Here is a 23,753-nt window from a genome sequence, read left to right on the forward strand (position 1 = left end):
CCTGCCGGTATCAAGGCTATGGGGGCCCGGCTGTTGCCGGACCCCCACTAGCTATTTGAGTTGGACGGTCTCAGAACTACTTCGCAGTGATGTTGTGGTACTGGATGACACCGTTCCAGCCACTGTCCACGTTGGTGACGTTCTGGCTCCATACGACCTGCCGTGCGGAGTACCACAGCGGGAGGTTGGGCAGGTCCTTGAACAGGATTTCCTGTGCCTCGGTGAACTTCGCGTTGGCGTCGTCCGTGGACTTGGCGCCCAGTCCTTCGTCGAGGAGCTTGTCGAACTCGGGGTTCGAGTAGCCCTCGTAGTTGGCGCTGGCACCGGTGCGCAGAAGCGGGCCGAGGAAGTTGTACAGCGATGGGTAGTCCGCCTGCCAGCCTGCGCGGGTGAAGCCCGGCAGCGTCTTTGCCTTACGGAGGTCAAGGACTTCGGCGAACTTGGCGAACGGCTGGCCCTCTGCCTGGATGCCCAGGTTGTTCTTCAGGTTGTTGGCAACGGCGTCAATCCATTCCTTGTTGCCGCCATCGGTGTTGTAGGCGAGCTGCAGGGTCTTGTCCGCGGGCCAGGGGCTGATGGCGTTGGCCTTTTCCCAGGCTTCCTTTGCCTTGGCGGCGTCGAACTTCAGGACCTCGGAACCCTCAACGCTGTCGTTGTAGCCGTCCACTGCCGGGGAGGTAAAGTCCTTGGCCGGGATGCGGGTGCCGCTGAAGATCACCTTGGTGATCTCTTCGCGGTTGATAGCCATGGAGATGGCCTGGCGGCGCAGCTTGCCTGCCTCGCCCTGGAACTCAGGCAGGTAGCCCGGGATGTTCAGGGTGGAGTTGCCGGCGTACGGCTTGTTCAGGTGGTTCTCCGGGAAGTCCGTGGTGTAGGTCTTCAGGGCGTTCGTCGGAAGGACGTCCGTGACGTCCAGGTTGTTGGCCTGGATGTCAGTGTAGGCAGGAGCCGGATCGGTGTAGAACTTGAAGGTTACGCCGCCGTTCTTTGCAACACGCGGGCCGGCGTAGTCCTCGTTCTTGACGAGTTCAATCTGGCTGTCGTGCTGCCAGGCGCCTTCCTTGGCCATCTTGTAGGGGCCGTTGCCGATCGGGTTCTCGCCGTAGGCCTTGGGGTCGGCGATTGCCTGGGACGGCAGCGGCATGAAGGCGCTGTAGCCCAGGCGCAGGGGCCAGTCGGCCTCCGGCTGGGTGAGCTTGACCTCAATGGTGGTGTCGTCCTTAAGGACCAGGCCCGAAAGGGTCTGGGATGTGGGAGCGGGGACCTCGGTCTCGCCGTCCTTCTTCGTTGCGCTGACGGCGTCGTAGCCCTCAATCGACTCAAAGAAGCTGCTGTTGGCCTGGGCATTGGTGCTCAGGGCAGCAAAGTTCCAGGCGTCAACAAAGCTCTTGGCAGTTACTTCCTCGCCGTTGGTGAACTTGGTGCCGCTCTTGACCTTGATGATGTAGTTCTGGCCATCCGGGGATTCGATGGATTCGGCCAAGGCGTTGACGGACTGACCGCTGGGGTCGTAGCTGGTCAGGCCCTCAAAGAGAAGTTCGACCACGCGGCCGCCGTAGACTTCATTGGTGTTGGCCGGCAGCAAGGGGTTCTGTGGCTCGTTGCTGTAAGCGGTGATGACCTTATTGGGTTCGCCGGCAGACTGGCTGGCACCGTCATTGCTGCCGCCTCCAGCGCCGCAGCCGGTGAGGGCGAGTGCGGCGATTGCCACGATGCCCAGTGCTTTGGAAGTGCGCGCAAAACGCATTCCGCCTCCTATGAGTTGTGGGAGAAAACTTGGGGAATCTTGTGCTTCCCCGCAGGCGAGACCCAGCTATCAACTGTGACGCGTCCTACATGTACGAGTAGCCTAACCGCACGAAGTCCAGATACTGGTACTCCGTTGCCAAACCGTGACCGGGTAAAACTGAACGCTTAGTCGGTCAACGGAAGTTGTGCAAGTCACATGCTACTCGCCGGTAGGAAGAACGGCGAATCGAAAGTGTGAATCGCGCCACGTCCAGGAGATGGAGGCTTTGCAGGCTCCTAGACCAGCCGCCAGTCCCATACGTTCCACCAGACGCCCAAGGGGCCGGAGCTTGGTTTTACGCCTGCGATCCGGGCGCTGAAAGCTGTGGTGCCAACGGTCTGGTACAGCGGCAGGCCGTAGGCGTTTTCCCAGACCTGCCGATCAATGTCAGCCAGGAGTTCGTCCTGTTTGGCCAGGTCGGTTGTTCCGGCGAGTTCTGCCATGGCCCTGTCGGCGTCGACGTCGGAGAATCCGTTGAAGTTGCTGCCGGCCCCGGTGCGGAAGATCTGCGGGACACGGCTGACGCCCACTCCCGTGCCGATCCAACCGAGCAGCGCGGCGTCATACCCGTCGCCGCCCAGGGCCCTGGCCCAGTCCGCGCTTTCTTGCCCGGCGTCCACCACAGTGAAGCCTGCCAGTGCTGCCGAGTCCCTGATCAGGGCGAAGGCTTCTGCGCGGTTGGGGTTATCGCGGTTGTAGAGGATCCGGATGGTGGGCGTTTCGCCATCCAGGAGCGCCTTTGCGGCGTTGATGTCCACCTCGGCGTAGTCGGCGGACCCGTTGTTCCTGGCAGTATCTTCGTATTTTGGCTGCCCCGGAAGGAACACATGGGAGTCAAGCGGCTTGGCGTCCGGAATAAGATCCCCCACAACGGCATCAACGATTGCCTGGCGCGGCACCGTCTTAAGGAAGGCCTCCCTGACATCGTCCCGGGCAAAAGGCCCGGAAAAGTTCAGGTCCAGGTGGTCATAGCCGGACTGGTTGTACCGCTCCACCGTGTTGCCCTGGCCGGCCAATCCCTCGAACAGATCATCGGTACCGGCAGAGGGCTGCGGCGAAATGATGTCGGCCTGGCCGTTCCGCAGGGCATCGACGGCCGCCGGCAACGCGCCGGTGAAGCGGATGTTGATTTCATCGAGCCACGGTTCCTGGCCCCATACGTAGTCCCGGTTGCGGACCAGCCTCATGGAGACTTCGGGGACAATGTCCCGGACGATGTACGGCCCGCTGGAGAGGTAGATCGAAGGATCGTCCGGAAGACTCTTGGTATCGAATCCGGAGTTCCAAAAGTCGCTGACCTGCTTCAGCGTCGTATTGACTGCAGGCTCTTCGGCGTCTCCCCGGGGTGAGTTCCTAATCAGGTCGACGAGGTCTTCCTCATCGACAAGGCCGGTCTTGGCGGCCACCACGTGCGCAGGAAGGCCGACGTCGAAGGCCACTTCCCAGTCGGCATACGGCACCGTGTACTCCAGGGTTATGGAGCGCCCGTCCGCACCGATCTCGGGAAGCACAGTTCCCGCCAGCCCGCTGGTGTCGGCGGCCGTGGAGAAATACTTGGTTCCGGTTCCGGCCACCGGATCGGCGTCATCGAAATAACCTGATCCGGCAGCCCAGCTCAGCAGGAGGTCGCCGGCGTCGATGGCTTCGCCGTCGGACCAGGTGACGCCCTCGTTGACGGTGTATCTGACCTTGAGCGGATCGTCGGAAACCTTTTCGAAGCGGCCGAACTTGTCGTTGCGCACCACGGTGGAGGAATCGTCGAGGTAGTAGAACCCCGAGTGGGTGATGTGCCCGATTTTCGAGTTAATGTCCGTGTTGCCGTCGGTGCTGTACGGATTGAAGGACGAGAACGCGTTGACCTCGGCAACGGTGGCGCTGCCGCCGCGCTTGGCTTCCCCCGCCACCACGGGGGTGGCGCCTCCCCCGCCGGAGCAGCCCGAAAGCACCACGGCGGCCGCTGCCGCTGTAGTGATGACTTGCATCAGACGCCTGACCGGCATGCCGCCTCCTTGTTGTCCTTTGCGGGAGGGGCTCCCGACATTGGCAGGATCACGCCCTGTACTCAGGATAAGGCGTCCGACGGCGGGATCTCCGGCGCCGCCCGCACCAGCCGTGTTGTCTCCTGCCCCACGCCGAGCAGCGCCTCAGCGCGGCGCCGGTGTTCCCGCCGCTTGTCCGGGTCCATCCTGTCGAGCAGGGAAACCACCATCCGCGAGCGTGAATTCGCTTCGAAGACCTCCCGGTGGTCATCCACAAAAGTCCAGTACAGCCCGTCCCAGTCGTTGCTCCATTCCCCTGCCGGCAGGTCCGACATCTTCCGCAGGTAGTTGCTGCCGGAAATATAGGGTTTCGTGGTGATCACCTCCCCGGCGGCAAACTGGCTCATTGCATACACGTTGGGGACCATCACCCAGTCGTAGGCGTCGATGAAGAGTTCCATGAACCATTCGTAGACGTCGTCGGGATGGATCCTCAGCAGGGTCATTGCGTTGCCCAGGACCATCAAGCGCTCGATGTGGTGGGCATACCCGGTGGCCAGGACACGCGAAATCACCATATCCACCGGCGCAAGCCCTGTGCTCGCATCCCACCAGCCGTCCCCCAGTTCGTTCCTGTGGTTCAACCGGTTTGCGGTTCGCATGTGCCGGCCGCGGGTCCGGTACGTGGCACGCATGTATTCCCGCCAACCGATGATTTGGCGCACGAAACCCTCAAGAGAGGAAAGCGGAATGCCCGGCGCTGCACCCTCAAGCACCTCCTGCAGTACCTCCCGGGGGTCCAGCAGTCCGATGTTCAGGGCCGGTGTGAGCAGTCCGTGGGAGATGAAGGGATGCTCAGTGGAGATGGCATCCTCATAGGGACCGAAGTCCTGAAGGCGTTCACGGACGAACTCCTGCAAGTGCCGGCGTGCCTCGTCTTCGCTGGTGGGCCAGGCGAAGATGTGGGGGTCACCGGGAGCCTCGGGGAATTCCGCCGCCACCCATGCCACCGCCCGCGCGACGTCGTCCACCTCGTCTCCGGCATCGGCGGGCTGTTCGGTGAGCCCTTCAAGGTCGAGGGTTCCCTCCTGCCGCAGGACGGGATGGCGCGCGAAACGGCCCACCGTTCGGGGCCTGTACCCGCGGGGAAGCTTCTTGCGGTTATCGGCGTCGAAGGACCATTTCCCGCCTGCCGGTTCCCCTCCGTCAATAAGAACGTCGAGCCTGCGGCGCTGCCACACGTAAAAGTCGTGCATCCGGGACGCATTGTGGGCAAACCAGCCATCAATCTGTGCGCGGCCGGTCAGGAAGTTTGGTGTCTCCAGTACGTCTTCTTCGCGCATCCGGTAACCGCCGTCGGCCAGGCCGGCAAACAGGTCCTGCTCAAGCCAGTCATCCACAACGTCGAACCAGGTCACCTGTCCGGGGCGGCGGTGGCGCACGAGTTCTGCAAGCTTGTGGCGGGAACTGCGGCCGGCCTCGCTGTGGAGGACAACCACCTCGTGGCCTATCCCGCTAAGGCGGCGCGCAAACCGGCTCATTGACGCGCGGTGCAGGACCAGTTTGTGGGAGTGGAACGAATACTGGCGAAAAAGCAGGTCGTGTTCGATGAGCACAAACATGGTGCCGTTTGGCACGTCGAGCTGCTGGGAGAACAACTGATGCGGCAGAACCAGACGCACATGCGGGCCGGGACTCATTCCCTAACAATAGGGGCGGTTCCCCCGTATCCGGCAAGGTCTACTGCCGGGAGTGCATCGTCCAGTTGAGCGCTTTAGCCGCAACACCGACATGGATGGCATCCGTTCTGCTACAGAGGTCCAAACAGGCCAAGCACCGCATTGCTTAACGGGTAGCCCTCAGGGTCTCTTCTGCTCCTCAAGATCTGATCAAGATCCGCCCTGACGCCGTAACGCCTTCAACAATTGAGGAGCACCACCTCGAACCTCGGGCTGGTGCTGCAGGGTCGATCGCTCGGGTTTTGTTTCTACCCGGCGGTGCGGCCTTGTGCGGCGGAGGTGACGAGGTCACTCTTGATCACTGGCGCGCCGGCGGTCAGGGCTTCGGACCAGGTCTCGGTGTCGGTGACGGCGGCCCAGTTCGAATGCAGCAGCGCCATGAGGGTCTCGTGGACCTGGCGTGCCGGTGCTGTGCCGGCGGCGTTGGCGAGGTCAATTGCACCGGTCGCATCGGATAGGACCTCGACGGCGAAGCCGAGGGGCTCCGCGGCCGCGGCGGAGGCAATCACGCAGTTGTTGGTCATGTAGCCGGCAAGCGTGATCGTGTCGATACCCTGTCCGCGCAACCAGGCATCGAGGCCGGTGTCCGCGAAAATGCTGGAGAACTGCTTGCTGATGCGCTTGGCCGCTGCGTCCTCGTGGGCCGCAACACAAGGGTGGTTCTGCCAAGTGGCAGATCCGGTGGCGAACACCGGAGCTTCAGTCGGGAGTTCGTGCTGGACGAGCACAACCGGCACTCCGGCCCGGTGGGCGGCCTCGATCGCCAACTGGGTGCGGTCAATGGATTCCTCGCGGGCCGGGTATTGGATCGGGAGCAGTCCGTCGAAGTATTCCTGCTGGGCGTCGATAACGATCAGGGCGCGGCGTGGTGCGGTCATGGGTTTCTCCTTTATGGGGGATGCGAAGGCGTGGAACGTTGGCTGGGGTGCTAATGCGCGGCTGCCGAAAGCGGAGCCTCCACGGCGGGCAGTGCGTAGTGATCGGCGAGCAGGGTGATGCCGCGCTCGTCGAGGCTTGCCGAGTGGCCGCCGACGACGAGCATCACCTCGTCTACGCCGGTGCGCTCATGCAGGGCCTCGAGACGGCCCGCGACAGTAGCCGTGGTTCCGTGAAAAGTGCGGCAGGTGTATGCGTCGATGACCTGCCGCTCCTGGGCCGTGGCCGGGTAGGCCGCGACCTCGTCCGGTGGCAGAAGCAGGTAGCCCTCCCCTTTAAACATGCGCAGCATCGCCATCGCCGACGTTGCCGCCTGCCGCTGCGCCTCCGCCGCGTCATCACTGATTGCAACGGGCACGCTGACCAGGGTGTGGGGCTCGGCGAGCACTGCGGAGGGCTGAAAGTTCTCGCGGTAGAGGCGGAGTGCCGTATCGATGTCGGCATCGCCGAATTGCAACGCGAAGGCATACGGCCGACCAAGTTGCGCGGCAAGCAGTGCCGAGTACGGGGAGGAGCCGAGCAGCCACACTTCCGGGACGGTGGAAGCAGGCGGCACCCGGTTCTCCAGCGCCTGCCAGGGGCCGGGCACGGCGTGGACCCGCCGATAGGGGTGTCCGGCTGGGAAATCGTCATTTAGGAACCCGAGCAGCTCAAGCACCTGCTGCGGGAATCCATCGTTGGCATCCGCACCCCGGCGCAATGCCGCAGCGGTGGCCGCATCAGTGCCTGGGGCGCGTCCCAGCCCGAGGTCGATCCGGCCCGAAGCCAGGGCATCCAGCATCCCGAACTGCTCGGCGATCAGCAGTGGGGCATGGTTTGGCAGCATGACTCCTCCCGCGCCGAGCCGGATGCGCGTGGTGTCGGCGATGAGGCGTGCTGCCATCAGCGCCGGTGAGGACACCGAAGTTGCGCCCATCGCATGATGCTCCGACATCCAAAACCGGTGGTACCCGTTCTGGTCCGCCGTCCGCGCCAGCGATCTCGTGGCCTCCAGGCCGGCCTCGGCAGTCATCCCCACTCCGGTGCCGCCCGCGGAAAGCACGGACAGCGCGAACGGGGGCGCGCCGGCTGGTTGGTCGAAGTGCATGACAGCTCCTCATGGAAAAAGATGGGTTTTACCGTGATTGGAGACTAGCAGGCATCTCACGCTTAAACGAAACTGATACCATGAGAACTATGGTCGAGACACAGTCTGGAGCCGCGCCGGGGACCGAGGAGCACGCCTCCCTCGCCCTGGTCAACAGCTCACATGAACTGCCCGGCGGCAGACGCTACGACGAACTGAACACCCCCGAAGCGGCGTCAACCTGGCTGAGGGAACGCGACCTCATCGCCCCGAAGTCGGTCCTGGAGGGCTACTGTCAGGGCAGGCTTGTGGGGCTGCGCGCAGATCTGCGTGCCCTCTTCACCGCCCACGTCAGCGGAGACGTTCCCCCGGAGACCGCCGTGCATGCTGTTAATCGTGCGCTGAACCGCTCCCCCGGCGCCCTGCTGCTACGGTTCGACCCGGAGGCCGGGTTCACCCGTGGCGCCGACCATCCCGTGACACAGGTGGTGGAGCATGTCATGGCCGTCATAGCCGAAGACGCTGCCTCGCTGCTGGCCGGCGAGCGGGCATCCCAGCTCGCATCCTGCGAAGCAGACTCGTGCGGGCGTTTCTTCCTCCGCACCCACGCCCGGCGGCAATGGTGCTCAACCCGCTGCGGAGACCGGGTCCGCGCCGCACGCTCCTACACACGCAAACGCGCCTTAGACACCGCCTGAATCCTTAGTGCTCGGTCGGGAGTGGGGCAGCTGACCCGTTCCGCCGCCGGGCAAACTCGGCGACCGCTATTGCGGACACCAGCCTTTCCCTGACTTCAGTGCCTGCGAGCCCCGTGCCCGCCCGGGTCGACACCCGGAAGCGCAACTTCGGCTAGCGGTACCAGCCCACCGATCGGTCGAAGCTGGCTACTAGGGCTCCCGTCCCTGGTGAGTCGCCCCCACCCGTCGGAAAGTAGATGGCTCCGAACTCTGCGCCCTGGGCTTCGATTTGTTTTTGTGCCCAGACCTTGGCGGCTTCCATGTCCCTCGCCGGGATGCTTTCCCGAATGGTGCTTCCCGCGGTGTGATGGATGTCCAGCTGGTATTCCCCTGCCTGGGAAGCCCCCTCGTGGTGGACTGGGTCACGTTCATCCCGCCGGCTAATCATCACCTGCGCCGAGGCATGGAGTATCGAGGGGTCCTTGGCATTGCCCCCATGCTCCTGCTGTTTCATCCGCAGGCGTGAAACTACGCTCTCTACGGTGTCGTCATCGCTGACCGTGTAGGCGGCAGCGTTGAGATCAGCTTCTGAACCGCCAACGCTTTTCAAGTACTTGAGAAATTGCTCGGAGCTGGACTGTTTGAGGTTCATGCACCCTCCCTGAGGGTAATCGCGGCGATTGCCGACCCAGCCCACACTAGACCCGTTGAACTGCTTTGCACCGGTATTACCAGGGTCAGTTTCCCCTAGCCTGCTCATCCTGCTCTGACGCCCGGATTAGCTGATGACTGGTAAGACGCGCATGCTGGGCAGTGAGGCACCGAATACTCGGGATACATAATTCCTGGATTTGTGAACTCAAGCGCCGATCATTTCGGTCGATCGAAACTCTGTCATCCGTTATGCAGCCAGCGGCCCTGATGGCTTTTCTGTCCGCCCACGCCAGATCCAGTACAGGGTCCCCCTTGGAAGCTAGCCGCCGCTGGTTCATTCTGCGCCGGCCCGGGCGGGGTACCTGGGATGTATGGTTGTGCTCTGCTGCACGTCAGATGCGAGGAAGCCGCGAGGTGTGAGTGTGAACGAGTACGAGGCCTCACTGGTCATCAGGTCCGGAGCGGAGCTCCTGTCTTCGGCTTCTTCTGACCCCCGCTCGGAGGAAGGCTACTTGGCGGTGAAGGCCAATATCTCCCAAGCACTGGAGCGCATAGCGGAAGCTCTTGCGAATTTTGAAGCTGGTTCAGGAGCCCCCAACCGTTCAACCGGGTGGGCCCAGGACCTTCACCGCGTAGCGGACGACTTGATGGATCGATAGGACTGGCCAATGACGGCGGGTGGTCAGGATTGTCCAGTTGCGGCCGCTTCATTCGAACTGTGCTGGTTTTTGCGGCAGGTCGCGCGAATGATCACCACCTAAGTCTGCCAAGACCGTTGCCTCAAAGGATTTGCGCGACGGCTGCGAAGGCGGTTTAGGCCGGTACCTGTATCGTTCGAAGTCAGGAACCTTTCGGTTCCGCTACAGGAGCAATCATGGCTGACAAATCCCCGCGCCAAACAGCATCCAAGAAATCCGCCAAGACCATCAAGGAAAAACGCGCCGACAAGAAGGCCGCGTCACCGCCCTCCCCGGCCGGGGAGAAGGCCACCGCCGCCAAGTCGGCAAGCCCTAAGAGTAAGTGACAGGTATGACTGATCACCTCACCCTCGGAGTGCTTTCCAGCACCCGAAAACCTGACGAGCGGCGCCTGCCGATACACCCCCTGCATCTTCAGCGCATCGCCCCCGAGATACGGCAGCACCTGATTTTTGAGGAAGGCTACGGTGAGCGCTTCGGCGTTTCGGACTCCCATCTGGCACCACTCGTGGGGCGCATCGCCCCACGAGCGCAACTGCTGGCCGAAGCCGACATCGTACTCCTGCCCAAACCGCAGCCCGCAGACCTCGCCGACCTTCGTGACGGGCAGGTCCTATGGGGTTGGCCACACTGCGTCCAGGACCGGGCTATCACCCAGCTGGCAATCGACAAGAAACTCACGCTGATCGCTTTCGAGGCGATGAACCACTGGGCGAGCGACGGCGGGTTCGGGCTCCACGTGTTCCACAAGAACAACGAACTGGCCGGCTACTGCTCGGTGCTGCACTCCCTTGCCCTGACGGGGTCCACCGTAGACTACGGCCGGAGGCTCAGCGCCGTCGTCATCGGTTTTGGCGCGACCGCTCGAGGAGCCGTCACCGCACTCAACGCCCATGGCATCCATGACGTCCAGGTCCTGACCAACCGTGGGGTGGCCGCCGTGGGTTCGCCCATCCATTCGGTGCGGATTGTCCAGTTCGATCACGACCCCAAAGCACCGTTTCTCAGCGAGGTCATCACTGAGCGCGGACGGGTCCCGCTGGCGCCGTTCCTGGCCGAAAGTGACATCGTGGTCAACTGCACCCTGCAAAATCCCAACGCACCTTTGACCTACCTGCGGACCGAGGACCTGGTCGCTTTCCGGCCCGGCAGCCTGATCGTGGATGTTTCCTGCGATGAGGGTATGGGCTTCAGCTGGGCGAGAACGACCGATTTCGCCGAGCCTATTTTTACGGTAGGTGACCACATCGATTACTACGCTGTGGACCACAGCCCCTCCTACCTTTGGAAGTCCTCCAGCTGGGAGATCAGCGAAGCCCTGCTGCCCTTCCTGGAAACCGTGATCACCGGCCCTACTGCATGGACGGGAAACGAAACCATCCGCCGTGCGATCGAGATCCGCGACGGCGTGATCTTGAACGAGGACGTGCTTCAGTTCCAGCAAAGGGAACTGGACTACCCCCATGCCCCACTGCACACCTAAAGACAACATCCGGCCGGCGCTAAGGATGCAGCATCACCGGTTCGACTGAATGCCGTCACTGATGCTCCCCACACATGCTGCGCCGCCGACGCCACTTGACCCACTGGCCACAGCGGAGACATGACACCGCCCTGTCCAAGCACGAACACAGGCACGGCTGCCCGTCGCATAGGCGCGGTAGCGGCATGGCTGCCAGTCCGCTAACCGTAGCCGGGGACGGTAGATATCCACGGCTGTCACACTCCATCCCTACGCGGCGAGCGATGACGCTTCCGCGCCGACCATGGAGTTCGTGGATCGAGGGCCAGCCGCCCCGAGCTTTTCCCACCTGTGGCCCACGATGAGGACCGCACCGGTCCGCAGCCGGAGCCATGATGAGCGAGGCTCTTGGCACTCATGTGGCCTCGTTGCGGACTGACAGCGCCTAATCCTTTTCACTACGAGGGAAAAGGGGCCCAATCAGACGTTGAAGCGGAACTCCACCACGTCGCCGTCGGCCATGACATATTCCTTGCCTTCGATCCTGACCTTGCCCCGGGACTTGGCCTCGGCCATTGATCCGGCTTCCATAAGGTCGTCGAAGGAGACCACCTCGGCCTTGATGAAGCCTCGCTGGAAGTCGGTATGGATCACACCGGCGGCCTGTGGAGCCGTATCGCCACGGTGGATGGTCCAGGCGCGTGCTTCCTTGGGACCGGCGGTGAGGTAGGTCTGCAGGCCCAGGGTGTGGAAACCGACCCGGGCCAGCTGGTCCAGCCCGGATTCGTCCTGGCCGTTCATTTCCAGCATTTCCCGGGCTTCCTCCTCGTCAAGTTCCACGAGGTCGGCCTCAAGCTTGGCGTCAAGGAAGATGCAGTCGGCCGGAGCCACCAGGGCACGCAGTTCCTCCTGTTTTTCCGGGCTGCCGAGAATCCCCTCATCCGCGTTGAAGACATAGATGAAGGGCTTGGCGGTCAGGAGGCTGAGCTCCTTGAGGTGGTTCATCTCCAGCTTGTCGCTCTTGATGGAGGAGAAAATGGTGTCGCCGCGCTCAAGCACCTTTTGGGCGGCGAGAATCGCGTTCAGCTCCGCAGCCTCGCGCTTTTTGATCTTCACTTCTTTTTCAATGCGCGGGATGGCTTTTTCAATGGTTTGCAGGTCCGCGAGGATCAGCTCGGTGTTGATGGTCTCCATGTCCGAGCGGGGATCAACCTTGCCGTCGACATGGATCACGTCGGGATCGTCGAAGACGCGCACCACCTGCGCGATCGCTTCCGCCTCCCGGATGTTGGCCAGGAACTGGTTTCCGAGGCCTTCGCCTTCGCTGGCGCCCTTGACGATGCCGGCGATGTCCACGAAGGAAACCGCGGCGGGCAGCAGGCGCTGGGAGTTGAAGAGCTCGCCAAGCTGCTTGAGCCGGGGATCCGGCAGGCTGACAACTCCAACGTTGGGCTCAATGGTAGCGAACGGGTAGTTCGCTGCCAGCACCTGGTTGCGGGTCAGTGCGTTAAAGAGAGTTGATTTGCCGACGTTGGGCAGTCCGACGATGCCAATAGTAAGAGCCACGAGCATTGATTCTACCCGCAGCAGGCGTTAAGGCCGTCCGGGGCCCGGCCGAGATGTCGCTTCGGGAAAATGTCACAGCCCCATGCGACAGTGGGCAGATGGATGCTTTCGCGCTGATACTGGCTCTGTTCATGCTGTTACTGGGGGCCCTCGCGGGCGCCTCAGCGGCCTACTTTGTGCTGCGGAAAAACAGCCGCGCCCTGGAAGAGGACTTCGACGCCGTCTCGTCCCGGCTTTCCGAGGTGAACGCGCAGTTCGCCGCGGCTGACGCCGAACGCCGGCTGTTGGCTGCACAGAACCGGGAGCTGGGCGAATCACGGTCCCAGGACGGCAGCGTGATTCGCGCGCTGGCGCCCGTGGCCGAGAAACTGACGGCTGTGCAGCAGCAGGTGGCGCTCCTGGAGCGTGACCGGCTGGAACAGTACGGCCAGCTCGCCCAGCAGCTGCAGGAGGCGCGGCTCTCGGATGAACAGCTGATCCGGTCCACGCACGCCCTGGAGTCTGCCCTGCGGTCCAACAGTGCGCGCGGCCAGTGGGGGGAAGTCCAGTTGCGGCGCGTGGTGGAGGCCTCAGGAATGCTGCGGCACGTTGACTTCGTCGAGCAGGTCCACAGCTCCGGCGGCGAGTCGGCGGTCCGCCCTGACCTGGTGGTCCAGTTGCCCGGCGAAAAGCAACTGGTGGTGGATGCCAAGGTCCCTTTGTCGGCCTACCTCGAAGCCCAGGAGCTTGGCGCGTCCATGGAATCGCGGACAGTGCAGGCCGGACCAGTCCCTGCCACAGACCACCGCTCCCAGCAGGCGCTCCTGGCTGCCCACGCCAAAGCCTTGCGGGCGCATGTGGACTCACTCAGCAACAAGAAGTACTGGGATATCCCCGGCAACTCCCCCGAGCTGGTGATCTGCTTCATCCCGGCCGAGTCGATCCTGGCCGCAGCACTCATGGCCGACGCCGAGCTCCTCGACCATGCACTGTCCCGGAACGTGGTTCTGGCGTCCCCCAGCACGCTGCTGGCTGTACTGAAATCCGTTGCGTTCACTTGGCGCCAGGACGTCCTGACGGACAGCGCGCGGGAACTGTTCGACCTCGCAAGGCAGTTGTACGACCGGATGGGAACCCTGGGCGAAAACGTCACCAAGTTGGGGTCCTCCCTGAAGACGTCCGTGGACCGCTACAACTCCATGGTGGGCACCCTGGAAGCGCGTGTCCTCCCCACTGCCCGGAAGCTGAATACGCTGGAGGAATCCGGCCTGGTTACTCCTCCGGTTGTGGAGGTCACACCGCGCGCTTTGGCCGCCCCCGAGCTCCAAAGCGAGGACGAGGCTGCCTGAAGGGGCTCGCCCGAATAGATCCTTCCCGGAAAAGGAGCAAAGAAACAAAAGTGCCTGGCAGCTTCCAGCTGCCAGGCACTTTCCAGTTGTCGTCAGCTGCGCGGGCGGCGTCCGCCAAGGGCACGGCTGACATCGCCGGCCTGCTTCAGGGTTGCCCGCAGCTCCTTGGGCAGGGAGAAAAGGAGGTCCTCTTCGGCCGTGACTACTTCCTCCACCGTGCCGTAACCGTAATCGGCCAGCAGGCGCAGGACGTCCTGCACCAGCACCTCGGGCACGGAGGCCCCGGACGTTACGCCAACAGTTGCGACGCCTTCAAACCAGGCTTCGTCCACTTCGTTGGCAAAGTCCACACGGTACGACGCCTTCGCCCCGTACTCGAGGGCCACCTCCACCAGCCTCACGGAGTTTGAGGAGTTGGCCGAACCAACCACGATGACAAGGTCGGCCTGCGGGGAAATCTTCTTGATGGCCACCTGGCGGTTGGTGGTGGCGTAGCAGATGTCGTCGCTGGGCGGGTCCTGGAGGGTGGGGAACCGATCCTTCAACAAACGCACCGTTTCCATGGTCTCGTCAACGCTGAGGGTGGTTTGGGAAAGCCAGATGACCTTTTCCGGATCCCGCACCGTCACCTTGTCCACTTCGTGGGGGCCATTGATGATCTGGATGTGTTCGGGAGCTTCTCCCGCTGTACCCTCAACTTCCTCGTGGCCATCGTGGCCGATCAGCAGGATGTCGAAGTCGTCCTTGGCGAACCGCACGGCTTCCTTGTGGACCTTGGTCACCAGAGGACAGGTGGCGTCAATGGTCCGCAGGCCCCGGTCCTCCGCGGACTGGACCACAGCCGGCGATACCCCGTGGGCAGAGAAAATCACCAAAGCACCTTCGGGCACCTCGTCCGTTTCATCAACGAAGATGGCACCCTTTTCCTCCAGGGAGCTGACCACGTGGACGTTGTGCACGATCTGCTTGCGAACGTACACCGGCGGGCCGTAGTGCTCCAGCGCCTTTTCGACGGCGATGACAGCACGGTCAACTCCGGCACAGTACCCGCGAGGGGCGGCAAGCAGCACCTTTTTGGTCCCGGTTACCGGGGCTGCAGCAGCTACTTCCTCAGGAGAGCGGCGCCTACGGGGAATTGTGGGCATCGAAAGAGAAACAGCTGAGGGGGTCATTGCTTAATTCTACCGGGTTGCAAGGGCCGGTTTTCGCGGTATGAGGCCGGCCACAGTCCCCACCAGCAGCAATGCGCCGCCGGTAAGGGCGGCCGCCCAGATCCACGACTGGAAGTGGCCCGACGAAGCGGCGACGAACTCGTTCCTGAACATGTTGGCCACCTCGTTCCCGCTGTCGGTGGCCAGCGCCGCAGCGGATCCCACCTGCGTGCCCACTCCCCACAGAACCGCCAGCAGCAAAGCACCTGCTCCCGCACCTACAAGCACTGTCCAGCGGCGCCGGGCGGCAACAAGGGCCAGGAGCAGCGCTACCGCCGATCCCCCTGCAAGCAGGTAGCCCGCGGGGGCGTACGTGCTCAGGCGCTCGATCCACGCTTTCTGCTCGGGCTGGCCCACGTTGATCAGCGTCTGCCCGGGCGTTTCCAGGGGAAGCCTGGTTGCACGGGAGATTTCCCCGGCACCCAGCGCCACCAGAGGAGCGACGTCGAGGGTCAAGGACGAGGAGGCAGCCGACGCTTCCGTGCTGTTGCCAGCCACAGTGCCTGCGAAACTGAGCCGGTGGCTTTTCCGCAGTGTTTCTTCCCAGGCAGCGGGATAGCCGGGGAGGGTGGTCAGGGACGCCGCGGCGTTCTCCAGTACCGGCCGGACCAAGTCTGAGAGGAAATTCGGGACTGAGCTGGTGTCGATTGTTCCGATTGCAGCCGCTGCCAGTCCTTGCTGGAACTCAGCATTCCTTCCCAGCGGCGCGGCCAGTTCCACGAAGCCCTGCTCCTGGACGATGCTGCGGTCCAGCCAGATGGCCGGAACTGCCACGGCAGCGAGCACGACGGCCAGCACGGTGGCAGCAGCGGAAACAAAAGTGCGCACAGCAGATCCTTCAGGTCGATGGCGGTCAACCCATCCTAGGCGGGCATTCCTGCCGGCCACTGTCAGCCCCGCGTGCTACTGCTTATAGATAAGGTTGAATGACCGCCGCTCAACAGACGAAGGACCCCATGCCCGCAACTCCAGCCCCGCAAGGGAGTTCGCATGTCTGAACAGGCCTCACTTCCGCTCCCGGACCAGCAGCTGACCGCGCCCACTACCCTGCCTGCGACGGCGGCAGAAACCACGCCGGACAACCCCTGGCCCTTGCAGCTCCTCTCCCAGAAGCTGAAAGCCCACATCGACCGCACGCCCTCGGCATGGGTTGAAGGCCAGGTCATCGAACTGAACCGGCGCGGCACCAACGCCTACCTCACACTGAGGGACGTTGACGCGGAAGTTTCGCTGCCGGCCTCAGTGTGGACCAAAGTGCTGGAGCGCCAGAACCTGCCGCTGGAACGCGGTTCCCGGGTGGTTGCCCTGCTGAAGCCAGAGTTCTGGATCAAGACGGGCCGGCTGAACATGCTGGTCCGGGATATCAGGCCGGTGGGTCTGGGTGATCTCCTTGCCAGGATCGAGCGCCTCCGCCAGGCCCTCTCCGCCGAGGGGCTTTTTGCGGACTCCCGCAAGAAGGCTCTGCCCCTGCTGCCCCACCGCATTGGCCTCATCACCGGACGCGACTCCGATGCCAAAAAGGACATCCTCCGCAACGCCGCCCTGCGATGGCCCGCCGTCGAGTTCGAAATCCGCGAAGTGGCCGTCCAGGGCAACACTGCCGTGTCCCAGATTGTCCGGGCCCTGCGGGAGTTGGATTCCCGCACCGAGGTGGACGTCATTGTCATCGCCCGCGGGGGCGGTGCGCTGGAAGACTTGCTGCCCTTCAACAGCGAGGAACTGGTTCGCGCTGTGGCAGCCGCTGCCACGCCGGTGGTCAGTGCCATCGGCCACGAGGCGGACAGGCCGCTGCTCGACGACGTCGCTGATCTTCGTGCCTCCACCCCTACGGACGCGGCCAAGAGGATCGTGCCCGAAGTCTCGGAGGAACTAGCGGGCGTGCGACAGGCACGGGAGCAGCTGCGCCGGTGCCTGGAGCGCCTCGTGGACCGGGAATCGGACCGCTTGGCATCCCTTCATTCAAGGCCGGTCATGGCTGCGCCTGAGGGCCTGGTGACCATGCGCGCGGAAGAAATTGAGCGGCTGCTCCGAAGGTCTTCCGCGGCGGTGAGCTCCACAGTGGCCCGTGCAGCTGACCAGCTCGGGCACCTGAAAGCACAGGTACGTGCGCTGTCGCCGCAGAAGACCCTCGACAGGGGGTACGCCGTCGTCGAACTCGCAGGCGCACTGGCAGCAGGCCGCGGCACCTCCGGGCATGCGGTGGTGCGCCGCCCGGCCGAAGCACCGGCGGGCACGCCGCTCTCGGTCAGGGTTGCAGAAGGACGCTTCGGCGCCACCTCCACCGGCCCCCCTTCATCAGACTCAGCCCCGCACAAGCCGGGCACGCACCAAGGAGAACCCAATGACTGAACAAGAGCCAGGAAACGACGTCGCTGCGCTGAGCTATGAAGAAGCACGGGAGCAGCTCGTGGCGGTGGTGGGCAGGCTGGAGGCGGGCGGGGCCAGCCTTGAGGAATCGCTGGCGTTGTGGGAACGGGGCGAGGCGCTGGCTTCGCGCTGCGAGGAATGGCTGGAAGGCGCGAGGAAGCGGCTGGCCGCTGCCCGCGACCAGCCGCTGTAGGTCATCAGTGCGGGGTATAAGCGGAGTCAGGACCGGGCGACGTTTTCCCGTTCCACGGCGACATCAAAGTCCGCCTTGGGCCACTCAAGGTTCAGTTCGGACAGCGCCCCCAACAGCAATTGCTGGACGGCGATCCGGGCGTACCACTTCTTGTTGGCAGGCACTACGTGCCACGGCGCCTCAGGGGTGCTGGTTTCTTCTATGGCTACCTGGTAGGCCTTCATGTAGTCATCCCAAAAGGCCCGCTCCTCGAGGTCACCGCGGCTGTACTTCCAGTGCTTCGCCGGGTCGTCAAGCCTGGCCAGAAGCCTTTTTTTCTGTTCTTCCCCGCTGATGTAGAGCATGACCTTGACCACTTTGGTCCCCGAGCCCGTCAGCCGGGCCTCGAATTCGTTGATGGCTTCATAGCGCCGCTTGAGTTCGTCGGGGCTTGCCCAGCCGTGGACCCGGTGGATGAGCACGTCCTCGTAATGTGAGCGGTCAAAAACACCCACCATTCCTGCTGCCGGCACTTCCTTCTCGATGCGCCACAGGAAGTCGTACGATTTCTCCTCCTCCGTAGGCGCCTTGAAGGCCTTGAACTGGACACCCTGCGGATTCATGGCCGCCATGACGTGATTGACGATTCCGCCCTTGCCGGCGGTATCCATGGCCTGCAGGATCAGCAGGATCCGCTTATTACCGCCAAAGCGGGATTCGGCGAAAAGCTTCTCCTGCAGTTCGCCCAGGTCATCGTCAAGTTCCGCAAGCAGCACCTGCCCGTCCTGCTTGCGGCCGATGTAGCCGGGAGTGGAGTCGGGATCCACGCTTTCCAGCGAAAACCCCTCCCCTGCCCGGAGGGTTTCGGAGGGATGCTGTTCGAACTGGACGACGCCGGCCATGAGGGGTCCTTTCCGCGAAGGTACACGGGGCCCGTGGCACCCGTGACCACAGGCTAGTTCCCCTGGTACCTGCTTAGGAAGTCCCCCATCCGGCCAACGGCTTCTTCGATGTCCTTGACGTTGGGCAGCGTGACCATGCGGAAGTGGTCTGGGCGTACCCAGTTGAAGGCGCGGCCGTGGGATACCAGGATCTTTTGCTCGCGCAGGAGGTCGAGGACGAACTTTTCGTCATCCCTGATGTGGTACACCTCCGGGTCGAGCCGGGGGAAGAGGTAGAGGGCGCCCCTGGCCTGCTGGGTACTCACGCCGGGTATGGCGTTCAGCAGCTCATAGGCTTTGTTGCGCTGTTCCAGCAGACGGCCGCCGGGCAGGATCAGGTCGTTGATGCTTTGGTAACCGCCGAGCGCCGTTTGGATGGCGTGCTGGGCCGGAACGTTGGCGCAGAGCCGCATGTTCGCCAGCAGGCTGATGCCCTCAAGGTAATCCGCGGCATCCTTTTTGGGGCCGGAAATGGCCATCCACCCGGCCCGGTAGCCGCAAACGCGGTAGGCCTTGGACAGTCCGCTGAAGGTGAGGCAGAGAACGTGGTCGCCCGTAAGCTTCGCCAGGTTTATATGGACGGCGTCCTCGTACAGGATCTTCTCGTAAATTTCGTCGGCGAAAATCACCAGCCCGTGCTTCTCCGCCAGCGCCACAATTTTCTTCAGCGTCTCTTCGGGGTAGACGGCACCGGTGGGGTTGTTCGGGTTGATCACCACGATGCCCTTGGTCCGGGGCGTGATCTTGGCTTCCATGTCCTCGAGGTCGGGCTGCCAGCCGGATTCCTCGTCGCAGAGATAGTGGACCGGTTTTCCGCTCGCGAGCGCCACAGACGCAGTCCACAGAGGGTAGTCGGGCGTGGGGATCAGTACCTCGTCGCCGTCATCGAGCAGGGCCATCAGGGACATGGTGATGAGCTCGCTGACGCCGTTGCCCAGGTAGATGTCGTCGACATGGATGTTCTGGATACCGCGGGTCTGGTAGTACTGCGAGACGGCGGTGCGGGCGGAGAAGATGCCCCGGGAATCGCTGTAGCCCTGGGCGTGGGGCAGGTGGCGGATCATGTCCACCAGGATGGCGTCCGGCGCTTCGAAGCCGAACGGCGCCGGGTTGCCGATGTTCAGCTTGAGGATCCGGTGACCCTCCGCCTCCATCTGCTGGGCGGCCTGAAGAATCGGTCCACGGATGTCGTAAAGGACGTTGTTGAGCTTCGTGGACTGCTTGTATTCTGCCATCCATCAAATATGCCACAGGAGGGATGGCTTCCACTGAGACGTCAACCACACGCCTTGCCGCGCCGCGCACGCCCGCTGGCTAAGTACAACGACGGCGGCTGCCGGGCAGGGAGTCCGGAGACCCGCAAAGTCCGGCAGCCGCCGTCGTTGCGGCAAAGCAGTTAAGTTCGCTCCTACTTCACGATGCCCTTGTCCTTGAGCCAGGCATCAGCCGCTTCCTTGGCGCCCTGTTTTTGGCTGCCGCTGACTGCACGGTTGAGGTTAGTGAGGTCCTCGGTGGTGAGGGTCCTCGACACCGAATTGAGCGCTTCCTTCGCCTTGTCCGTCATCTTGGCTTCGTTGTAGAGCGGGATGACCTGCTGGGCGATGAAGTTGTTCTTTGGATCCTCCAGGACCACGAGGTCGTTGTCGGCGATGGACGGGGTGGTGGTGTAGATGTCCGCCACCTGCACCTGGTCTTCGAGCAGCGCCTTGAGCGTCACGGGGCCACCGCCGTCGCTGAAGGGCTCCAGCTTTTTGGGCTCACAGTTGTAGTTGCTCTTCAGGCCCGGCAGCCCGTAGGCGCGCTCTGCGAAGGTAGCCGGTGCCCCAACCACGATCTCGCTGCAGACCTTGGCCAGGTCCTCGATGGATTTAAGCTGGTACTTTTCCGCGGTTGCCTTGGTGACCACCATGGCGTCCTTGTTCTCGGCCTTGGCAGCTTCCAGCACAGCAAGGCCGCCCGGCAGCTTGTCCGGCAGGGCCTTGGCGATCTCGTCCGCCGAAACCTCCTTGGCTTCCTTGTCCACATGCAGCAGCAGGTTCCCTGTGTAGTCCGGGATGACGTCCACTGACCCGTCCTGTACCGCCTTGAAATAGACCTCGCGGGAGCCGATATTCGGCTTGGTGCTGGCCGTGACGCCGGCGGCGTTCAGCGCCCCTGCGTAGAGTTCGGCGATGATCTGGCTCTCGGGGAAGTCCGCCGAGCCAATCACCAGCGAGGTGGCTCCCCCGGAGGCCGTGCCGGTGGTGGCCGGGGCCTGGCTGAGCGGATCGGACGATCCGCCGCAGGCGGACAGCGCCAATGCCAGGCCAACGCCAGCGGCCATCCCGCCGAATGCCCGCCTGCCAAAGGCTTGTGGTCGGCTTTCTTTCATGACTTACCTCCTTGTGCCACAGACTCCGCGACAACGGGGTCTCTGAGATCGACCGCAGCCTGCTGGCTGCGGTGGGACTGCTTCGAGGCCCCTGATGTCAGGAACAGCCTCTGGATTAGGGCCAGGACAAGATCGACGCCGATGGCCAGCACGGCGATCAGCAGCGATCCTCCCAGCATCTGCGGGAAGTCGCTGAGGACGAGTCCGTCAAACAGGTACCGTCCCAGGCCGCCCAGATTGATGTAGGCCACCACGGAGACGGTGGCGATCACCTGCAGCACACCGGTCCGGAAGCCGCCGAACATCACTGTGAGGGCATTGGGCAGCTCGGCACGGAACAGGACCTGCAGTTCGGTCATTCCCATGGCGCGGGCGGCGTCCACCACGTTGCGGTCCACACTGGCTATTCCTGCATAGGTTCCGGCCAGGAGTGGCGGCACGGTGAGGATCACCAGTGCCCAGATGGGCGGCATCAGTCCGATTCCGGCGAGCAGGACAAAAAGCGTCAGCAGGCCGAGGGTGGGAAGGGCCCGCAGGGCACCGGCAAGCGCCACGATGGCCACCCTGCCCCTGCCTGTATGGCCCACGTAGAGGCCCACCGGGACGGCAATGGCAGCCGCAATGAGCATTACCAGGCCCGTGTATTGCAGGTGCTCGGCCAGCCGCGCCGGAATGCCGGCGCTCCCGGTCCAGTGCAGCGGATCGGCGAGCCAGGCAAAGGTATCCGTGAAGACGTTGCTCATGCGTTTCCGCCTCCGGTTTTCGGTTCCGAAAGACGGCGTGCCCCGGCAACCGCTTCTCCCGCGCTGCCGGCTGCCGGTTGCGCTTTGCGGCCCTTCCCGGCCCGTTCCCAGGGGGTCAGCAGCCGTTCAAGGAGGACCAGGATGGCGTCCATCAGCAGCGCGAGGACCAGGATGGCAACAATGCCCACCACAATTTCAGTCACGAAACCGCGCTGCAGCCCCGAGGTGAAGAGCATCCCCAGATTTCCGACGCCCAGCAGGGCGGCCACGCTGACCAGCGAAATATTGCTGACGGAAACCACCCTGAGGCCGGCGAAGAGGACCGGCAGGGACAGCGGAAGGTCCACGTGCAGGAACCGCGCAAACGGCTTGTACCCCATGGCGACGGCGGCCTGGCTGACATCCTTATCCACCGAGTCGAAGGCGTCCAGCGCAGCCCGGACCAGCAGGGCCACGGCGTAGATTGTCAGTGCCACCACCACGTTGAGCGGATCAAGGATCCTGGTTCCCAGGACGGTGGGCAGGATGATGAACAATGCCAGCGAGGGAATCGTGTAAAGCAGCGACGACGCCGTGAGCACCACCGAGCGGAGCACGGGGTGCTGCCGCGCCAGCTGCGCCAGCGGAATCGAAATCACCAGCCCCAGGACCATGGGCACCAGGGCCAGCACCATGTGCTGGCCCGCCCGCTCCAGGACCATGCCGCTGTTGGCAAGGAACCACTCCATCAGAGCGCAGCCTGCCGGACCTGGCGCGCTTCTTCGATGAGGGCCAGGACTTCACCGCCCCTGACGACGCCGAGAACCCGGCCGTCGGCATCCACAGCTACACCCAGTCCTGCCGGTGAGGACAACGCGGCATCAAGGGCCCGGCGCAGGCTCTCCCCCGGACGGAACAGTGATCCGCCGGGGATGAGGGCGTTGCCGTTCCCGGGGCCGGCCCAGCCAAGCGGACGCCCGTCAGGATCCACCACAAGCTGCCACCCGGCGGCCGAGGAACCAGTGTCGAAGCTGCCATTGGCGCCCCGGACCAGGGTTGGCACCGGGTGGACACTCACGCCGTCGGACGGGGTGAACCCCAGGTGGCGGAAGCCGCGGTCCCGCCCCACGAAGGAGGCCACGAAGTCATTTGCCGGCGCCCGCAGGATCTCTTCCGGAGTGGCGTACTGCGCAAGCTTCCCGCCGGTGGCAAAGACGGCCACCTTGTCGCCCAGTGTTGTGGCTTCGTCGATGTCGTGGGTGACAAAGACGATGGTTTTGGCGAGGTCCTTCTGAAGCCGCAGGAGTTCCTGCTGAAGTTCATCGCGGACCACCGGATCCACGGCGCTGAAGGGTTCATCCATCAGGAGGACAGGAGGATCGGCGGCAAGCGCCCGGGCCACGCCCACGCGCTGCTGCTGGCCGCCGGAGAGCTGTGAAGGGTAGCGCTTGCCCAGGGAGGGGGCAAGGCCAACGACGTCAAGCAGTTCCTCGGCACGTTTCCTTGCGGCGGACTTGGCCACGCCGTTGAGCCTTGGCACCGTGGCAATGTTGTCCAGCACCGAGCGGTGCGGCAAGAGTCCGGAGGACTGCATCACATATCCCATGGAACGCCGCAGCTCCGGCGCCGGGACCGACGTGACATCCTTGCCCCCCACGGTGATGACACCGGACGTAGGCTCCACCATGCGGTTGATCATGCGCAGCGAGGTGGTTTTGCCGCAGCCGGAGGGCCCAACAAAGACGGTGATGGAACCCGGGCTGATGGACATGGTGAGCTCGTCCACGGCCGGTTGCCCGCCCTGGTACTGCTTGGTGACGCTCTGAAACTCGATCATGGCCTGGTCCATGGTGTGGACTTACCTGTTCTGTTGGGCGGCTTCGGAAAGCAACGCAATTTGTCACAGCACGCTGATAGTTACGGTAACCCAAACCGGACGCTGCAACACCTCCAGCGCACCCGAATCCGGGCAAAGGAATCCCTACTGTAACCATTCGGGGCCGGTCATCTGCCGGATGGGTGCTTGGCCCGGAGCTGGGCGAACGGGACATACCGCGGAGCAGCCGCCCGGCCTA

21 protein-coding genes are annotated in these 23,753 nt (G+C 63.5%); 6 read left to right on the forward strand and 15 right to left on the reverse strand.

Annotation, left to right across the window (positions count from 1 at the left end; genetic code table 11):
• Positions 1-76: 76 nt before the first annotated feature.
• The 5 genes from AC5RT4_RS08565 to AC5RT4_RS08585 form a co-directional block, all read right to left on the reverse strand.
• A complete protein-coding gene (locus AC5RT4_RS08565) occupies positions 77-1,747 on the reverse strand; it encodes a peptide ABC transporter substrate-binding protein (RefSeq protein WP_494105457.1) in 1,671 nt (556 codons plus the stop codon).
• Positions 1,748-2,025: 278 nt separating this feature from the next.
• Positions 2,026-3,789 carry an ABC transporter family substrate-binding protein gene (locus AC5RT4_RS08570; RefSeq protein ID WP_494041863.1) on the reverse strand — a complete coding sequence of 588 codons (1,764 nt, stop codon included), beginning with the start codon at positions 3,787-3,789 and terminating at the stop codon, positions 2,026-2,028.
• Between the two features lie 62 nt (positions 3,790-3,851).
• Entirely contained in the window at positions 3,852-5,468 is a 1,617-nt protein-coding gene (locus tag AC5RT4_RS08575) for a cryptochrome/photolyase family protein (protein ID WP_494105458.1), read from the reverse strand.
• A gap of 287 nt (positions 5,469-5,755) precedes the next feature.
• Positions 5,756-6,385, reverse strand: coding sequence for a cysteine hydrolase family protein (locus AC5RT4_RS08580; protein ID WP_494105459.1), 630 nt, complete (start codon positions 6,383-6,385; stop codon positions 5,756-5,758).
• Positions 6,386-6,435: 50 nt separating this feature from the next.
• A complete protein-coding gene (locus AC5RT4_RS08585; protein WP_494105460.1) occupies positions 6,436-7,530 on the reverse strand; it encodes an LLM class flavin-dependent oxidoreductase in 1,095 nt (364 codons plus the stop codon).
• 80 nt (positions 7,531-7,610) lie between these two features.
• On the opposite strand from AC5RT4_RS08585, the gene AC5RT4_RS08590 reads away from it, so the two are divergent.
• Entirely contained in the window at positions 7,611-8,207 is a 597-nt protein-coding gene (locus tag AC5RT4_RS08590) for a CGNR zinc finger domain-containing protein (protein WP_494105461.1), read from the forward strand.
• 151 nt (positions 8,208-8,358) lie between these two features.
• On the opposite strand, the gene AC5RT4_RS08595 is transcribed toward AC5RT4_RS08590, so the two are convergent.
• Complete coding sequence (locus AC5RT4_RS08595; RefSeq protein WP_494105462.1) at positions 8,359-8,838, reverse strand: hypothetical protein; 480 nt, start codon at positions 8,836-8,838, stop codon at positions 8,359-8,361.
• Between the two features lie 876 nt (positions 8,839-9,714).
• On the opposite strand from AC5RT4_RS08595, the gene AC5RT4_RS08600 reads away from it, so the two are divergent.
• Both AC5RT4_RS08600 and AC5RT4_RS08605 read left to right on the forward strand, forming a co-directional pair.
• Positions 9,715-9,864 (forward strand): hypothetical protein, encoded by a 150-nt coding sequence (locus AC5RT4_RS08600; RefSeq protein WP_494105463.1) that lies wholly within the window; start codon positions 9,715-9,717, stop codon positions 9,862-9,864.
• A 5-nt stretch (positions 9,865-9,869) separates the two neighbouring features.
• Positions 9,870-11,021, forward strand: coding sequence for a N(5)-(carboxyethyl)ornithine synthase (locus AC5RT4_RS08605; RefSeq protein WP_494105464.1), 1,152 nt, complete (start codon positions 9,870-9,872; stop codon positions 11,019-11,021).
• A gap of 459 nt (positions 11,022-11,480) precedes the next feature.
• On the opposite strand, the gene ychF is transcribed toward AC5RT4_RS08605, so the two are convergent.
• Entirely contained in the window at positions 11,481-12,566 is a 1,086-nt protein-coding gene (ychF, locus tag AC5RT4_RS08610; RefSeq protein ID WP_494041877.1) for a redox-regulated ATPase YchF, read from the reverse strand.
• 98 nt (positions 12,567-12,664) lie between these two features.
• Between ychF and AC5RT4_RS08615 the strand changes: the two genes are divergently transcribed.
• Positions 12,665-13,894, forward strand: coding sequence for a DNA recombination protein RmuC (locus AC5RT4_RS08615; protein WP_494105465.1), 1,230 nt, complete (start codon positions 12,665-12,667; stop codon positions 13,892-13,894).
• A 92-nt stretch (positions 13,895-13,986) separates the two neighbouring features.
• On the opposite strand, the gene AC5RT4_RS08620 is transcribed toward AC5RT4_RS08615, so the two are convergent.
• Both AC5RT4_RS08620 and AC5RT4_RS08625 read right to left on the reverse strand, forming a co-directional pair.
• The gene (locus tag AC5RT4_RS08620) at positions 13,987-15,066 is read right to left on the reverse strand and encodes a 4-hydroxy-3-methylbut-2-enyl diphosphate reductase (RefSeq protein ID WP_494041879.1); all 1,080 of its coding nucleotides are present in this window, start codon (positions 15,064-15,066) and stop codon (positions 13,987-13,989) included.
• A gap of 9 nt (positions 15,067-15,075) precedes the next feature.
• Positions 15,076-15,933, reverse strand: a complete 858-nt coding sequence (locus tag AC5RT4_RS08625) for a hypothetical protein (RefSeq protein WP_494105466.1) — start codon at positions 15,931-15,933, stop codon at positions 15,076-15,078.
• Positions 15,934-16,095: 162 nt separating this feature from the next.
• Between AC5RT4_RS08625 and xseA the strand changes: the two genes are divergently transcribed.
• The gene (gene xseA, locus AC5RT4_RS08630) at positions 16,096-17,454 is read left to right on the forward strand and encodes an exodeoxyribonuclease VII large subunit (RefSeq protein WP_494105467.1); all 1,359 of its coding nucleotides are present in this window, start codon (positions 16,096-16,098) and stop codon (positions 17,452-17,454) included.
• Complete coding sequence (locus tag AC5RT4_RS08635) at positions 17,447-17,665, forward strand: exodeoxyribonuclease VII small subunit (RefSeq protein WP_494041882.1); 219 nt, start codon at positions 17,447-17,449, stop codon at positions 17,663-17,665. Before xseA ends, AC5RT4_RS08635 begins: the two co-directional genes overlap by 8 nt.
• Before the next feature lie 26 nt (positions 17,666-17,691).
• Here the strand turns inward: AC5RT4_RS08635 and AC5RT4_RS08640 are convergent, their stop codons facing one another.
• The 6 genes from AC5RT4_RS08640 to AC5RT4_RS08665 all read right to left on the reverse strand — a co-directional run bounded on the left by AC5RT4_RS08640 (position 17,692) and on the right by AC5RT4_RS08665 (position 23,527).
• Complete coding sequence (locus AC5RT4_RS08640; RefSeq protein WP_494105468.1) at positions 17,692-18,546, reverse strand: polyphosphate kinase 2 family protein; 855 nt, start codon at positions 18,544-18,546, stop codon at positions 17,692-17,694.
• 53 nt (positions 18,547-18,599) lie between these two features.
• The gene (locus AC5RT4_RS08645; protein WP_494105469.1) at positions 18,600-19,820 is read right to left on the reverse strand and encodes a pyridoxal phosphate-dependent aminotransferase; all 1,221 of its coding nucleotides are present in this window, start codon (positions 19,818-19,820) and stop codon (positions 18,600-18,602) included.
• A gap of 173 nt (positions 19,821-19,993) precedes the next feature.
• The gene (locus AC5RT4_RS08650) at positions 19,994-20,956 is read right to left on the reverse strand and encodes an ABC transporter substrate-binding protein (RefSeq protein ID WP_494105470.1); all 963 of its coding nucleotides are present in this window, start codon (positions 20,954-20,956) and stop codon (positions 19,994-19,996) included.
• Entirely contained in the window at positions 20,953-21,699 is a 747-nt protein-coding gene (locus tag AC5RT4_RS08655; protein WP_494041886.1) for an ABC transporter permease, read from the reverse strand. The genes AC5RT4_RS08650 and AC5RT4_RS08655 overlap by 4 nt, the downstream gene beginning before the upstream one ends.
• Entirely contained in the window at positions 21,696-22,427 is a 732-nt protein-coding gene (locus AC5RT4_RS08660) for an ABC transporter permease (RefSeq protein ID WP_494105471.1), read from the reverse strand. The genes AC5RT4_RS08655 and AC5RT4_RS08660 overlap by 4 nt, the downstream gene beginning before the upstream one ends.
• The gene (locus tag AC5RT4_RS08665; RefSeq protein WP_494041888.1) at positions 22,427-23,527 is read right to left on the reverse strand and encodes an ABC transporter ATP-binding protein; all 1,101 of its coding nucleotides are present in this window, start codon (positions 23,525-23,527) and stop codon (positions 22,427-22,429) included. The genes AC5RT4_RS08660 and AC5RT4_RS08665 overlap by 1 nt, the downstream gene beginning before the upstream one ends.
• Between the last annotated feature and the right edge of the window lie 226 nt (positions 23,528-23,753).

This window comes from Arthrobacter sp. sptzw42 (genome assembly GCF_059089685.1).

What these genes read in the sequence shown, in the direction of transcription:
- xseA (WP_494105467.1), top strand. Translation starts at nt 16,096, where the DNA reads ATGTCTGAACAGGCCTCACTTCCGCTCCCGGACCAGCAGCTGACCGCG.
- AC5RT4_RS08590 (WP_494105461.1), top strand. Translation starts at nt 7,611, where the DNA reads ATGAGAACTATGGTCGAGACACAGTCTGGAGCCGCGCCGGGGACCGAG.
- AC5RT4_RS08585 (WP_494105460.1), bottom strand. Translation starts at nt 7,530, where the DNA reads ATGCACTTCGACCAACCAGCCGGCGCGCCCCCGTTCGCGCTGTCCGTG.
- AC5RT4_RS08580 (WP_494105459.1), bottom strand. Translation starts at nt 6,385, where the DNA reads ATGACCGCACCACGCCGCGCCCTGATCGTTATCGACGCCCAGCAGGAA.
- AC5RT4_RS08605 (WP_494105464.1), top strand. Translation starts at nt 9,870, where the DNA reads ATGACTGATCACCTCACCCTCGGAGTGCTTTCCAGCACCCGAAAACCT.
- AC5RT4_RS08650 (WP_494105470.1), bottom strand. Translation starts at nt 20,956, where the DNA reads ATGAAAGAAAGCCGACCACAAGCCTTTGGCAGGCGGGCATTCGGCGGG.
- AC5RT4_RS08635 (WP_494041882.1), top strand. Translation starts at nt 17,447, where the DNA reads ATGACTGAACAAGAGCCAGGAAACGACGTCGCTGCGCTGAGCTATGAA.
- AC5RT4_RS08600 (WP_494105463.1), top strand. Translation starts at nt 9,715, where the DNA reads ATGGCTGACAAATCCCCGCGCCAAACAGCATCCAAGAAATCCGCCAAG.
- AC5RT4_RS08565 (WP_494105457.1), bottom strand. Translation starts at nt 1,747, where the DNA reads ATGCGTTTTGCGCGCACTTCCAAAGCACTGGGCATCGTGGCAATCGCC.
- AC5RT4_RS08575 (WP_494105458.1), bottom strand. Translation starts at nt 5,468, where the DNA reads ATGAGTCCCGGCCCGCATGTGCGTCTGGTTCTGCCGCATCAGTTGTTC.
- AC5RT4_RS08665 (WP_494041888.1), bottom strand. Translation starts at nt 23,527, where the DNA reads ATGGACCAGGCCATGATCGAGTTTCAGAGCGTCACCAAGCAGTACCAG.
- AC5RT4_RS08615 (WP_494105465.1), top strand. Translation starts at nt 12,665, where the DNA reads ATGGATGCTTTCGCGCTGATACTGGCTCTGTTCATGCTGTTACTGGGG.
- AC5RT4_RS08645 (WP_494105469.1), bottom strand. Translation starts at nt 19,820, where the DNA reads ATGGCAGAATACAAGCAGTCCACGAAGCTCAACAACGTCCTTTACGAC.
- AC5RT4_RS08655 (WP_494041886.1), bottom strand. Translation starts at nt 21,699, where the DNA reads ATGAGCAACGTCTTCACGGATACCTTTGCCTGGCTCGCCGATCCGCTG.
- AC5RT4_RS08595 (WP_494105462.1), bottom strand. Translation starts at nt 8,838, where the DNA reads ATGAACCTCAAACAGTCCAGCTCCGAGCAATTTCTCAAGTACTTGAAA.
- AC5RT4_RS08570 (WP_494041863.1), bottom strand. Translation starts at nt 3,789, where the DNA reads ATGCCGGTCAGGCGTCTGATGCAAGTCATCACTACAGCGGCAGCGGCC.
- AC5RT4_RS08660 (WP_494105471.1), bottom strand. Translation starts at nt 22,427, where the DNA reads ATGGAGTGGTTCCTTGCCAACAGCGGCATGGTCCTGGAGCGGGCGGGC.
- AC5RT4_RS08620 (WP_494041879.1), bottom strand. Translation starts at nt 15,066, where the DNA reads ATGACCCCCTCAGCTGTTTCTCTTTCGATGCCCACAATTCCCCGTAGG.
- AC5RT4_RS08640 (WP_494105468.1), bottom strand. Translation starts at nt 18,546, where the DNA reads ATGGCCGGCGTCGTCCAGTTCGAACAGCATCCCTCCGAAACCCTCCGG.